General features: G+C 34.1%; 14 protein-coding genes. 5 read left to right on the top strand and 9 right to left on the bottom strand.

The annotated features are described in order from the left end of the window. Positions 1-2: 2 nt before the first annotated feature. Genes Q4500_RS09545 through nadC form a run of 3 tightly spaced genes read right to left on the bottom strand, consistent with a single transcriptional unit; the run spans position 3 to position 2,265 of the window. A complete protein-coding gene (locus Q4500_RS09545) occupies positions 3-443 on the bottom strand; it encodes a DUF2147 domain-containing protein (protein WP_303599457.1) in 441 nt (146 codons plus the stop codon). After that, positions 433-1,407, bottom strand: coding sequence for a YihY/virulence factor BrkB family protein (locus tag Q4500_RS09540; protein WP_303599456.1), 975 nt, complete (start codon positions 1,405-1,407; stop codon positions 433-435). The genes Q4500_RS09545 and Q4500_RS09540 overlap by 11 nt, the downstream gene beginning before the upstream one ends. Beyond that, entirely contained in the window at positions 1,408-2,265 is an 858-nt protein-coding gene (nadC, locus tag Q4500_RS09535) for a carboxylating nicotinate-nucleotide diphosphorylase (protein WP_303599455.1), read from the bottom strand. A 65-nt stretch (positions 2,266-2,330) separates the two neighbouring features. Between nadC and rlmH the strand changes: the two genes are divergently transcribed. Further along, complete coding sequence (gene rlmH, locus Q4500_RS09530; protein WP_303599454.1) at positions 2,331-2,804, top strand: 23S rRNA (pseudouridine(1915)-N(3))-methyltransferase RlmH; 474 nt, start codon at positions 2,331-2,333, stop codon at positions 2,802-2,804. 24 nt (positions 2,805-2,828) lie between these two features. Here the strand turns inward: rlmH and Q4500_RS09525 are convergent, their stop codons facing one another. From Q4500_RS09525 to Q4500_RS09500, 6 genes are all read right to left on the bottom strand, one after another. Continuing rightward, the gene (locus Q4500_RS09525) at positions 2,829-3,647 is read right to left on the bottom strand and encodes a type IV pili methyl-accepting chemotaxis transducer N-terminal domain-containing protein (RefSeq protein WP_303599453.1); all 819 of its coding nucleotides are present in this window, start codon (positions 3,645-3,647) and stop codon (positions 2,829-2,831) included. 172 nt (positions 3,648-3,819) lie between these two features. Then, positions 3,820-5,712: a phosphoglycerate dehydrogenase gene (gene serA, locus Q4500_RS09520; RefSeq protein ID WP_303599452.1), complete on the bottom strand. Its 1,893-nt coding sequence runs from the start codon at positions 5,710-5,712 to the stop codon at positions 3,820-3,822. Between the two features lie 140 nt (positions 5,713-5,852). Further along, positions 5,853-6,641 carry an alpha/beta fold hydrolase gene (locus tag Q4500_RS09515; protein ID WP_303599451.1) on the bottom strand — a complete coding sequence of 263 codons (789 nt, stop codon included), beginning with the start codon at positions 6,639-6,641 and terminating at the stop codon, positions 5,853-5,855. Positions 6,642-6,652: 11 nt separating this feature from the next. After that, positions 6,653-7,348, bottom strand: coding sequence for a DUF3307 domain-containing protein (locus Q4500_RS09510; protein WP_303599450.1), 696 nt, complete (start codon positions 7,346-7,348; stop codon positions 6,653-6,655). 2 nt (positions 7,349-7,350) lie between these two features. Further along, a complete protein-coding gene (locus Q4500_RS09505; RefSeq protein ID WP_303599449.1) occupies positions 7,351-7,956 on the bottom strand; it encodes a SatD family protein in 606 nt (201 codons plus the stop codon). Between the two features lie 97 nt (positions 7,957-8,053). Continuing rightward, positions 8,054-8,506 carry an isoprenylcysteine carboxylmethyltransferase family protein gene (locus Q4500_RS09500; RefSeq protein WP_303599448.1) on the bottom strand — a complete coding sequence of 151 codons (453 nt, stop codon included), beginning with the start codon at positions 8,504-8,506 and terminating at the stop codon, positions 8,054-8,056. A gap of 59 nt (positions 8,507-8,565) precedes the next feature. Here Q4500_RS09500 and Q4500_RS09495 point away from each other — a divergent pair, with 59 nt between their 5' ends. The 4 genes from Q4500_RS09495 (at position 8,566) to Q4500_RS09480 (ending at position 12,614) form a co-directional block, all read left to right on the top strand. Next, positions 8,566-9,150: a non-canonical purine NTP diphosphatase gene (locus tag Q4500_RS09495; RefSeq protein ID WP_303599447.1), complete on the top strand. Its 585-nt coding sequence runs from the start codon at positions 8,566-8,568 to the stop codon at positions 9,148-9,150. Then, positions 9,140-9,784 carry a DUF4337 domain-containing protein gene (locus Q4500_RS09490; protein ID WP_303599446.1) on the top strand — a complete coding sequence of 215 codons (645 nt, stop codon included), beginning with the start codon at positions 9,140-9,142 and terminating at the stop codon, positions 9,782-9,784. The genes Q4500_RS09495 and Q4500_RS09490 overlap by 11 nt, the downstream gene beginning before the upstream one ends. 158 nt (positions 9,785-9,942) lie before the next feature. Then, on the top strand, positions 9,943-11,769 hold the full coding sequence (locus Q4500_RS09485) for a DEAD/DEAH box helicase (RefSeq protein WP_303599445.1): 1,827 nt from the start codon (positions 9,943-9,945) through the stop codon (positions 11,767-11,769). 74 nt (positions 11,770-11,843) lie between these two features. Further along, positions 11,844-12,614: a carboxypeptidase-like regulatory domain-containing protein gene (locus Q4500_RS09480; RefSeq protein WP_303599444.1), complete on the top strand. Its 771-nt coding sequence runs from the start codon at positions 11,844-11,846 to the stop codon at positions 12,612-12,614. Positions 12,615-12,661 lie beyond the last annotated feature (47 nt).

Here is a 12,661-nt window from a genome sequence, read left to right as displayed (position 1 = left end):
AGTTATCCCTCCACACGTATCCATGTTTGGGTTCTGTAAATAAATGCCAAATACCCGCGCACTTTTAACTCATCTTCATTTTCTGGATTTAACCATATCTTAAAACGAAAAGTCATTGCTTGTTCTGGATCAAATAGTCGCTTACCCTTCCATTCTCCATCATCATGCAACTCGCCGTCTGTAATAATCTCCATACCGGTTACAGGTTTATCTTTCAATTCTCCATCACATTTATCACAAATTCTTCCTTCTTGCCCTTCTTCTAAAATCTTAACGACTTTACCATACATTTTTCCTTCTTTCTTATAGATTTCAATTACACCTTTTGGTAAATCTGTGCGGTCATCAATTGTTTTCCACTTACCAAAAACCGACTGAGCAGAAATGCTCATTGTAATAAATACTGTGAATAGAATAGTTAACTGTATGCTCTTATTTATCATTCTTTTTTGTGATTTTACGTAATGTATTCAGCGATGCGTTCAGTTCGAACCCAAGTAGCAATATATTAGAATTTAGCCATATGTAGACCATTAAAATCAATAATCCTCCTAACGCACCATATAATTCATTGTACCTAGCGAACTTTTCAACATATATACCGAAGAGATATGATGTTAATAAAAACAAGGTAGTTGTCATTAGGGCTCCAAAAGAAAAAAACTTTGCTTGCTTCCCTTCTCTCGTACCAAAATAATAAAGTATCGCAGTAGTAAAATAAGATAGAATTATAAAGAATAACACTTTAGCAATTTGCACGCCTACTACTTCATCCTCACCCAAAATATATCCACCTTGCTTTGCTGCAAACTCAGATAAATATCCTAAAACATAAAATTCAAAATATATATACGCTACAAATCCTACTATAATTAATACTGCTAAAATTAAACCTACCATTAAGGCATATAAATATTGCCTAAAAAAATGTCGTGTAAGATTAATGTGATACGATGTTTCAAAACCTCCAAAAATGGAGTTTACACCGTTCGCAATAAGAAATATAGAAAGTAAAAATGCCGATGACAATAAACCTCCCCTTTTTTGATCTTTTATTTGCTGAAACACTTCTCCAAAATAATCACCGGTGGCACTAGGTAAAAATGACTCTAAAAACAACTGAAACTGTACATCAAAATCGCCATGTTCAATACTTATATATGACACCAAAAAAGGTACCAAGGTCACCATAAAGATGATTAACGGAAATAGTGCCATAAATAGACTAAAGGCGATAGCACTGGCTCGCGTAGACAAAGTACCTCTTAGAATACCAAGCACATACATTTCTATAAGGTCGTAAATAGAAAGTCCCTCGAAACCGGGTAGCCTAATTTGTTTTAAAAACCTGACCAACCAATTTACAATAGGAATTTTTTCTAGCTTTTCTTCGACCTCTAAAGACATCTACACTGCTTTTAAACTCAAATCTAAATTATAAACTGAATGTGTTAATGCACCCGAAGAAATATAATCTACACCGCATTCTGCATAATCTCTAATCGTTTTTTCGTTAATACCGCCCGAAGATTCGGTTAAACACGTATTACCAATTAATTTTACAGCCTTGCGTGTATCTTCATAATTGAAATTATCAATCAATATTCGATACACCCCTTCTGTTTCTAAAATTTCTTTGATTTCGTCCAAGTTTCTTGCTTCAACAATAATCTCTAAATCACGACCCGTTTCTTTTAAATAGTTTTTAGTCTTATTGATTGCTTTTGTAATACCGCCAGCAAAATCAATATGATTATCCTTTAACATAATCATATCGTACAATGCGAATCTGTGATTTTCTCCACCACCAATTTTCACTGCCCACTTCTCTAGCGCACGAATACCTGGTGTTGTTTTTCTGGTATCTAGAATTTTTGTACCAGTACCTTTCAACAGATTAACGAACATATGGGCTTTCGTAGCTATAGCACTCATTCTTTGCATTGCGTTTAATACCAAACGCTCAGCTTTTAATATGCTCTGAGAACTACCTTCTACATAAAACACGATATCGCCGTGACTTACAGGTGTACCATCTTTGATCAGCACTTCTATCTTCAATTTAGGATCAACAAAATAAAACACAAGCTCAGCAAAATCTACCCCAGCAATGATTCCTTCATCTTTTACCAATAATTTTGCCTTACCAGTAGCAGTATCAGGAATGCAAGCCAACGAACTATGATCACCATCACCAACATCTTCACGAATGGCATTTGCTATGATTAATGTAATCTCTTCTTTAAATTGTTCTTCTGAAATCATATGTATTAAATCTATTGTATTGCTAATTTACAAATCCATTTGCGAAATTGATTTACTTTTGGCATATGACTATAAAACTTTTAGCTATTGGCAAAACCGATAGCTCTCAACTACAAGAACTCATTGAGGTATATCAAAAACGATTACAGCATTACATCAATTTTGAAACTGAACTCATACCTGATTTAAAAAAGACCAAAAACTTATCTGAGGACCAGCAGAAAGATAAAGAAGGTGAACTTATTCTTAAGAGATTAGCACCTACAGATGTTTTAATTTTATTTGATGAAAAAGGAAAACAGTATACTTCTGTTGAATTTTCAACCTTTTTACAAAAGAAGATGAATTCTGGTATTAAACAATTAGTTTTTTTAATTGGTGGACCTTACGGCTTTAGCAATGAAATCTACTCTAAAGCGACTGGAAAAATAAGTTTGTCGAAAATGACCTTTTCTCATCAAATGGTGCGCTTATTTATAACCGAGCAAGTTTATAGGGCATATACTATTTTAAAAAACGAACCTTACCACCATCAATGAATCAATAAGAACCTTTAAAAGCTGCTAAGTCTGCTTTTCAAGTGATTTTACCATATTTTCAGACACACCCTCCAAATCGGTAAGCTCTTCCATTAAAAAAGAGATGAGCTCTTCTTTATGCTCTACATTTTTTTCAATCTTGAGAACATGATTGTAGTTCTTTATATTTTTCATGTGAGAATTAAAAGCATGTGTTTGATGCCATGCAATTTCTTTTAACTTTTGATTTTGAATCGTAATTTTTTTGATAGATGGATTGATAAAAAAGAATATCTCCAATATTAAAATCAATAAAGAAAAAACCGCGAGCTCTAACTCTATAATCATTAGCGTTTTAATATCTTCTTCCGATCCTTTTTGAAATTGATCCACTATAGTATCCATAACTACAAGAAATTTATCTGCCTCTGCAGATAATCGCTCTAAGTCTATCAATTCTAGCTTGTTGAAGTCATTTGTTGATTCCAAAATGAAATTTAGATGCGGTTTTAGTTTATCAAAGTTTTTTTGAATTTCATCATTGTCTAAGACAGGAATTCCGGTTGCATCATTACCTTCTTGTAAAGCAATGTTTGCATTAGAAAATTTTGTCATTGCCAAACGTAATTGTCCGTAGTCGCAAGTACTATACCTACATTCATATACACTCTTAACAATTGACTGTGACAACATTCTTTGCCTACCCGCAACATTTATTCTCAACGCATCTTGTCTTTGCCTAGCTAGAGAATACTGTATTATTGACTGTATTACTATCGTTAATACAATCACAGTAAAAACCAGCAAGTAATAGTTATTGAAACTTTTACCAGATTTTAATTTCGATAAAACCTTTTTCCACATAATTAAAGATATTTCCTACAGAATGTAATTGTATCATTACCATAACCTTGTAGAATTTAAAATGTTGTAATGAATAGCACAAAATTGGTCAAAAAAAAGTGCAAGTTTTTCAACTTGCACTTTAGATGTAAAATAATTTTACTTTTATTGATTTTAAAAGCCTCTTTAAGACCTAGTATAGTACTCTAAATTTGATGGTATTTTCAACTTTCCTCAAAGCCTTAATGACATCTTTATTATACTCTTTATCTAAATCTGTAATTACATAACCTACTTCATTATCAGTAGACAAATATTGGCTATTGATATTTAACTCATACTCAGCTAACACCTTATTGATTTTAGCCATAATACCCGGTACATTCTTATGTATATGCAAGAATCGGTGAGATTTATTCTGTTTTGGCAAACGAATGTTCGGGAAATTAACGGCATCAACAGTATTACCAGAATTGATATAATCCATTATTTTATTAGGAACGAAATCTGCTATATCTCGCTGCGCCTCTTCCGTACTACCACCAACATGCGGAGTCAAAATCACATTGGCAAAGCCTTGTAATTTTGTATGGAAATCTCCATTACTAGCAGGCTCATCTGGATAAACATCTATTGCCGCACCACCAACATGACCATCCTTTAATCCTTCTGCAAGGGCGTCAATATCCACTACAAAACCTCTAGAAAGGTTAATTAACATAGCACCTTTCTTCATTTGCTTTATTTCACGGGCACCTATGAAGTTTTTGTTTGCTTTATTATCATCTATGTGCAGTGTAACCACATCAGATACATTTAATAAATCTTCTAACGAATTACATTTTACCGCATTACCCAAAGCTAATTTATCATCTACATCATAGTAATAAACACGCATACCCATGGCTTCTGCCAAAACAGATAATTGCTTACCAATATTACCATAACCAACAATACCCAAGTTTTTACCACGAACTTCTCTTGATCCTGCAGCTGTTTTCTGCCATTGCCCTTCATGAATTTCTCTACTACGATCAAACACACTGCGCATTAACATAATAATCTCACCTATAGCCAATTCTACTACAGACCTTGTATTACTATATGGGGCATTAAAAACTACGACACCTTTCTTTTTGGCAGTCTCTAAATCTATTTGGGTAGTACCGATACAAAATGCACCTACCACCAACAATTTATCGGCAGCATCCAAAACAGTTTGTGTCACCTGTGTTTTAGAGCGGATACCAAGCACGTGAACGCCCTTGATTTTTTCTAGCAGCTCTTCTTCAGACAAGCTATGTTTAATCAATTCAACGGAGAAACCGTCTTCTGATAAATTATCGAATGCAGCTGTGTGCACATTTTCTAATAATAGAACCTTAATTCTATTCTTTGGGTACGAGATATTTCTTGGCAATTTGTTCACAAATAAAAATTCATCTAAACTTGGTGTAACATAATCCGCATTGTTAGCGGCTTTTTCTCTATGCACGTTTTCGGTATATGCAAAAAACTTATGTGCTATACCTGCTTCGCGCATTACATAATCACTGTAACCATCTCCAATCACCTGAACTTCTCCGTCCAAATTCATTTGCTTTAAGCAATCAATTTTGCCATTATGCTGAGATAGCACATTCTTTTCATCGAAACCGATGATATTACCTTCTTCATCGAATTTAAACGTATTTGCATACACTCGATCAGATGGTATATTGTATTCTTTTACAATAGGATCAATAAACTCTTTAAAACCGCAGGATATTACATAAATATCATCTGCATACTTTTCAAAAAAATCTTTATTCGCAGCTATAGACTTAGATATTTTATTTCTAAGGTTATCAACCAATCCGTCTAAATCTTCTTTTTTAGCATGTAACAACTTAATTCGACGCTCTAAAGACTCGGTAAACGAAATATCACCATCTATACCTAAATTGGTGATTTCCTGTATTTCTTTAATAACCTCGTCTTTGTTAGATCTTCCTTCTAAAGTCATTTCAGCAAGAACATCTAGCGCTTCTACCCTAGTCAACGTACTATCGAAATCAAAAACGTATTTTCTACTAACTTCTACCATTGTTCTATTTTGGTTGGATAAGAATTTTTGTTATTAAAATAAGAAGCAAAAGTAAAAATTTAATTTATCCTGATAAATGATATCCTGTAAATAAAACAAAAAGGTTATGTTATGATGCAAATTGACAAAATGACAATCATTTAATCTAAAAATTGAAGAACAGATAATGAAAAGCCTATAGTTTTATACGTTCCATTATGATCACCAGGCACTCTTTTTAAGCTACCATTTTTAAATGCAATACTTAATTCTTGCGCATTTCCGTTGTCATTATCTTCATCACCACAAATCACTAATACACCTATCGCTATTTTATTTAATTCGCTTACCGAGGTTACAGGTTGAAATTTTTGTTGCAAATGCAATGAGCGTAAATCTGCATGAATAGATTTTGCGTAATCTACCGCACCTTTTGTCTCCTCATTTACTTCGCCATCAAAGGCTTTTGCGAACATGATTCTTCTATCCCAATCGGCATTGGTAAAATCTATACCCATACCTCCTAAAACTGCTTTCTTTATGCTATCATCTTCTGTCAGTAATTTTGCCAAAACAATACTTCCTCTTGAATAACCGACAGCTTTGTATTTCTCAATATTTAAATGATTCATCAATAATAACACATCTTTTACTTCGGCATTGTCTTGATACGCTTCTTCAGTTTGAGGTTTATCTGAATCTCCGTTACCACGCAAATCTGGAATGATTACGCGATAACCAGCATTTAGCAAATCTTTCTTTAAAGCAGTTTTATCCCAAGATTTTCTAGAATTTATAAATCCGTGTAGTAATAATATCGTCTCTCCACTACCCTCATCGGTATATGCGATTTGTGTGCCATCAAAAGATTCGAATTTGCCTGATTGAGAACTAACTGCCTGAGATAAGGTCATTAGCAACAAACAGAGTAAAAAATAACGTGATGCCATTATGCTTTTATTTATGAGATATACAGAAGACCCGCCAAGATTGCTAAGCCAAAACTTACTAAAGTACCTATTAAAATATACTCCGTTAGCTTTCTATTATTGCGCTCTTTAAGATCATTGAATCTAAAAACAGATTTAGCAGCTATCAACAAGCCAATAACTTCCCACCTGCCTATTACTATAAAAATTAAAACGAATAGTCTCTCTATCATGCCAATATACTTACCCGCATTTGGCAACGATTTATGATCTGTCTCAATCTGATTAGACATTCCCTCTAAAATCATACCCATGATAATTGCTGCGGGATAGGTCACAAAAACAATGGCAGTAACTAAATACCAGTCTAAATTTTCGAATAACGATATGGTATGGGCGTATAGATCTGTGTAAAAAGCGCAGCAATATATGACTAGTATATGCAAAATCTGATCGATAAAAAACGGAATGCTTTTACTCTTAAATAAATCATTTGAATATAATTTCATTACATCAATGACAAAATGAGCTATGGTTACTATTAAGGCAATTTTCCAGAGCGAAAAATCCCAAAGAAAAAGCATGTACAAAGCAAAATGCAATAGTACATGCAGGTAGAGGAATTTAGATTTTATCTTATTCGATTGCTTGTGAAGTACCCATCTTGTAGGTTGTAAAACAAAATCTCCGATTAAATGAGCTAATACTAGTTTTATAAAAATCAACATACTTATTTACTGGTAATTAATTCTTTATAATATGACAATACATCTAAAACCAAATCTAATCTTGCTCTTTTTAAACGCTGACTTACAGCAGACTGTTTAATACCTAATTGTTGTGCAATTTCTTTTTGTGAATAATGCGGGTAATCTAATGACAATGTTACTATTTCTGCAGAAACCACACTCCAATCATCCATAAAATCTAATGCTAAGCGTAGCATTAAATTTAAAGTTCGATCATTTTTAATTTCTCCTGTTGCAATACTAAGATTTATTTTGCTCTCTTTAAGTGTTTCGAAGTTACGCCCAGATCGTTGGTATGCAGGTCCGTTAGATTCGGTTACTCCTGTACCAATATAGGTTTCTAAACCTATACCAATCCCCATTCTTACATCTAAACCTTTTATGGTTTTTAGCATTGCTTTTATTCGAATGGCAGTAAATAGTGCATTTCTCTCGGTGACTTTTAACTGAAACTCATCGCCACGGTATATCTCCCAATTCATTGGCGAAGCACCAAATTGGTTAAAGTAATTCTTCAACAAATCGATCCATTGCGAACTAGGATGCTTTTCAGAATTAATAATATCTCCGGTAATTATGGCTATCATGACTATTAGTTAAAACGCTAATATATTAAATTATAAGCTAATTGATTAATATTTATCGATATTAACGCAGTGATTAATATAAATCAATAAAAACTACTTAAAACCAACGCCTTGTTAATATACAATAATCTTTAAAGGAACGCCCAAATTTTTCTAAGAGAATTCGTTCTTCTGGTATAATTTGAAATCGATTCATATACCCTACAAACCCCGCAGCGATCAGTGTATTGAAAGCATTTCCTAAAAAAGCACCTAAAGCCAATAGCACAAGAAGCAGTGCCAAATACATAGGATTTCGAGAAAACTTAAAAATTCCGCCAACAACTAAATTAGAAGCTTTATCAGGTTTTGTTGGATCTATGGTCGTACTTGCTCTTTTAAACTGAAACAATGCCAGTACACCAATTAAAACACCAATACCCACTAAAATTTTGGTAAGCAAAATTCTTCCAGAAAAATCAAAATAACCTATCGGTAAAAATTCTGCCAATAGATACATCATCAATCCGAAACACAAAAACACTAAAGCCGGTGGTACTTTTAACTCCATTTTATAAAATTACTACTTTTGCTGATGTAAATTGACAAACTAGATTTCAAAATGTTCCCATGAAGCTTGTATTCGCCACTCACAACGCAAACAAATTAAAAGAGATTCAGCAATTGGTACCATCATATATCGAGCTGGTTAGTTTAGATATGATTGGTTGTACTACCGATATACCTGAAACTGCTACCACCCTAGAGGGTAATGCAAGAATAAAAGCAGATTTTATAACAAATACGTATCAACTACCTTGCTTTGCAGATGACACTGGCCTCATTGTAGATTCTCTAAATGGTGAACCAGGCGTATATTCAGCAAGATATGCAGGTGCCGAAAATGATTCAAACGCTAATATGGACAAACTATTAGCCAACTTAAGTGATAAACAAAATCGAAACGCTTACTTCAACACTGTAATTGCCTTAAACTTAAATGGTAAAACCCATATATTTGATGGAAGCATACACGGCGAAATAATAGAAACAAAAAAAGGAGATAACGGATTTGGTTACGATCCTATCTTTTTACCAAACGGTTATGAAGAAACTTTTGCGCAATTGCCATTATCCATTAAAAACAAAATAAGCCATAGAGCACTAGCGTTTAAAAAATTGATTACCTATTTAAATAGTATTCATGATAAATAAAAAAGACAACGGCGAAACTGTAGTTGTATCAGTTGCATCAGAACGAGCAGAAGCTATTGGCGGTGTACTCATTGCTTTATTTGCCGCACTTATGGCAATATCACAAATGGTGAATGGCGAATTAGAAGAAGAAATGATGATTGCCCACAACAATGTAGTGAGCTATTCTAGTTGGTACCAATCTAAAAGTATTAAAGAAAGTTTGAAAGAAAGTGAACTTGACTACTTAAGCACTTTAATTGAAAGCGGTATTGTTACAGAAGAAAACAGACCGGTAATTGAACAAAGAATAGCTATTGTAAAAGATAAAATAGTAAAGTACGAATCAGAAAAAACAGAAATTCTACTAGGATCAGAACAAGTAGGCGAAGAAAACTGGGTTCAAGACATAGAGGGTGAAATGGGTATTATTACCGGAGTTAAACAGTGGGAAAAATTGACCAAAACCTATGATTACGCAACCAAAAAATTCGACTATGCATTACTATTTTATCAAATTTGTATAGTACTTGGCGCCGTATGTATCATTATTTATGATAGCCCAACGCTACAAAAAGGGTTAATTGTGCTTATGATTATCTTTGGTATTACGGGCACTTTCCTATCTATATATGGCTATACGCTAGCTCCGTAGTATTACTTTCTAATAAATTATACTGATTCAATTATTAGCAGTACCTTTGCCGCTTAATTAACGCCGCTGGTATAGCATGTGTTGCCCTGAGTCTAAATAGGTTATATACGATAATCGCTCTATGCAACATTCATATTTGCGATTTAGTATACATATTTATGACAAAGTTTGAAGCACTGGGACTGCAGAAGTCCTTATTAGATGCTATTACTGATATGGGTTTTGAAACCCCTTCAGAAGTACAAGAAAAAGCAATTCCAATTTTACTGGAAAGTGAAACCGATCTAGTTGCCCTAGCGCAAACAGGTACAGGTAAAACTGCCGCATTCGGTTTTCCATTAATTCAAAAAATTGATAGTAATAGTAGAACAACACAAGGTTTAATATTATCACCAACTCGTGAGCTATGCTTACAGATCACGAAAGAAATGCAAGCGTATTCAAAATACGAACGTAATATCAATGTAGTCGCTATATATGGTGGTGCAAGTATTACAGACCAAGCAAGACAAATTAAACGTGGTGCACAAATTATTGTTGCTACCCCTGGTCGAATGAAAGATATGATTAGCAGACGTCTTGTAGATATCTCTAGCATAGACTATTGTATTCTTGATGAAGCTGATGAAATGCTGAACATGGGCTTCATGGAAGACATCAAAGATATTCTTTCTGGTACGCCCGATGAAAAATCTACATGGTTGTTCTCTGCAACTATGCCTAGAGAAGTAGCTACTATTGCTAAAAAATTCATGCATTCTCCACAAGAAATTACAGTAGGTGCAAAAAACTCTGGAGCATCAACCGTACAACATGAATATTATGTTGTTGGTGGAAGAGATCGTTACCCAGCTTTAAAAAGATTAGCTGATACAAACCCAGATATATTTGCAGTTATTTTCTGTAGAACAAAACGTGATACACAAAAGGTTGCCGAAAATTTAATTGAAGACGGTTATAACGCAGGAGCATTACATGGAGATTTAAGTCAGAACCAAAGAGATCTGGTGATGAACTCTTTTCGTAAAAGACAAATTCAAATGCTTGTAGCAACTGATGTTGCTGCACGTGGTATTGATGTTGATGACATCACACATGTTATCAATTACCAATTACCAGATGAAATCGAAACCTATACACACCGTAGTGGTAGAACTGGTAGAGCTGGTAAATCTGGTATATCTATGGTTCTTGTTACTCGTGGCGAACAACGTAAGATTAGAGCTATAGAGAACAAAATCAATCAAAAGTTTGAATTGAAAAAAGTTCCTTCGGGAATGGAAATTTGTGGTATTCAATTACATCACTTAGCCAATAAAATAAAAGATACTGAGACTAATTCTGATGTTGATCCTTATTTACCTGAAATCAATGAGATTTTAGAAGGTATTGATCGTGAGGAATTAATAAAGAAATTAATATCTGCCGAATTTACAAGGTTCTCTAACTACTATAGTAAGTCTAAAGATTTAAATTCTTCTGACAGCGGTAGAGATAGAGAAAGAAGTGACGGTCGAAGAGGTGGCGAAATACCAACTAGTGGCGCTGTTCGTTATTTCATAAACGTTGGTGAAAAAGATGGTTATGACTGGATGTCTCTTAAAGATTTTATTAGAGATACAGTAGGACTTGGACAAGAAGATGTCTTTAAAGTTGATGTAAAGGAAAGTTTTTCATTTTTTAATACTGAAAGTGAATCTACCCAACAAATTCTTGAAAAATTCACTGAATTTAAAGTTGATGGAAGATTTGTTAATGTAGAAGTTTCTAAAAACCCCGGTGGTGGCGGAAATCGCAGAAGCGGTGGAAGCGGCGGTGGCTTCAGAGGAAAAAGAAGTGGCGGCAGAAGAGATGATGACCGTGGCGGAAGAGGCAGAAGAGATGGCGGTGGCGAGTCTAAAGGTAGAAGACGCGACCGTAGTGAATCTAGCAGTCCTAACTCCGGAAAAAGACGCAGCACAAAAAGAAAAGGAGATTTCTTTTAGTTAATTGTATATTAAAAATACGCTTCGGCGTATTTTTTTTGTTTTGTTTGCAACCTAATTATGCTGTCAGTACAATGAAATACTTTTTATCGCTTACTCTTATTTTTATTTCACTCATAGGTTTCTCACAAGAAACGAAAGAAGGTCAACGCCTTAGTGCCGTTGTCATAAACGCACAATCTGATGAACCCCTTGAAAGCGTACACGTTGTTAACTTGAACCAAGTTTTCGGAACAATTACAAATGAAAAAGGTGAGTTTTCAATTACTGCTGCAGTAAACGACACCCTTTACTTTTCATTTCTTGGTTTTAAATCACAGAAAATTAGGGTAACGAACGATATGTTCAAATTTGAAAATACCGAAATAGCACTAACAGAGCTTGCCTATGCTCTAGAAGAAGTTATTGTTAGACCTTATCAGCTAACTGGGTACTTAGAAATCGACGTAAAAAACCTTCCAATCAACAATGCTTACCAATACAGCATATCAGGCTTAGGCGTTAGCTATGAAGGCGGTAATAAAAATCCTAGCGCTGTTACAAAAGTATTGGGTGCCATTCTAAACCCCGCAGATCTATTGCGTAACCTCTTTGGTAAAAAACCTGCGCAAATGCGTAAGCTTAGGCAAATGAGAGAAGACGATGATATTCGTAATCTTCTCGCTTCTAAATTTGATAGAGAAACACTTACAGAATTCCTTCAATTAGAAAAAGTAGATATTCAAGATATTCTAAATAACTGCAATTACTCCAAATCCTTTATCACTACAGCTAATGATCTTCAGATACTTGACGCCATTAGCAGCTGTTATGAAGAATATAAAGTTTTAAATAGAAAGAAATAATATTTCTTAAAGTGGAATCCTTGTTATAATTTTATAGCAAATAACAA

Source organism: Maribacter sp. 1_MG-2023 (assembly GCF_030547005.1).
In the GTDB taxonomy this organism is placed as follows: Bacteria; Bacteroidota; Bacteroidia; order Flavobacteriales; family Flavobacteriaceae; genus Maribacter.
This window is presented reverse-complemented; position numbering and strand designations above follow the sequence as displayed.

Excerpts from the sequence above, each read along its gene's own strand:
- Q4500_RS09545 (WP_303599457.1), bottom strand. The coding sequence starts at position 443 with ATGATAAATAAGAGCATACAGTTAACTATTCTATTCACAGTATTTATT.
- Q4500_RS09540 (WP_303599456.1), bottom strand. The coding sequence starts at position 1,407 with ATGTCTTTAGAGGTCGAAGAAAAGCTAGAAAAAATTCCTATTGTAAAT.
- nadC (WP_303599455.1), bottom strand. The coding sequence starts at position 2,265 with ATGATTTCAGAAGAACAATTTAAAGAAGAGATTACATTAATCATAGCA.
- rlmH (WP_303599454.1), top strand. The coding sequence starts at position 2,331 with ATGACTATAAAACTTTTAGCTATTGGCAAAACCGATAGCTCTCAACTA.
- Q4500_RS09525 (WP_303599453.1), bottom strand. The coding sequence starts at position 3,647 with ATGTGGAAAAAGGTTTTATCGAAATTAAAATCTGGTAAAAGTTTCAAT.
- serA (WP_303599452.1), bottom strand. The coding sequence starts at position 5,712 with ATGGTAGAAGTTAGTAGAAAATACGTTTTTGATTTCGATAGTACGTTG.
- Q4500_RS09515 (WP_303599451.1), bottom strand. The coding sequence starts at position 6,641 with ATGGCATCACGTTATTTTTTACTCTGTTTGTTGCTAATGACCTTATCT.
- Q4500_RS09510 (WP_303599450.1), bottom strand. The coding sequence starts at position 7,348 with ATGTTGATTTTTATAAAACTAGTATTAGCTCATTTAATCGGAGATTTT.
- Q4500_RS09505 (WP_303599449.1), bottom strand. The coding sequence starts at position 7,956 with ATGATAGCCATAATTACCGGAGATATTATTAATTCTGAAAAGCATCCT.
- Q4500_RS09500 (WP_303599448.1), bottom strand. The coding sequence starts at position 8,506 with ATGGAGTTAAAAGTACCACCGGCTTTAGTGTTTTTGTGTTTCGGATTG.
- Q4500_RS09495 (WP_303599447.1), top strand. The coding sequence starts at position 8,566 with ATGAAGCTTGTATTCGCCACTCACAACGCAAACAAATTAAAAGAGATT.
- Q4500_RS09490 (WP_303599446.1), top strand. The coding sequence starts at position 9,140 with ATGATAAATAAAAAAGACAACGGCGAAACTGTAGTTGTATCAGTTGCA.
- Q4500_RS09485 (WP_303599445.1), top strand. The coding sequence starts at position 9,943 with ATGACAAAGTTTGAAGCACTGGGACTGCAGAAGTCCTTATTAGATGCT.
- Q4500_RS09480 (WP_303599444.1), top strand. The coding sequence starts at position 11,844 with ATGAAATACTTTTTATCGCTTACTCTTATTTTTATTTCACTCATAGGT.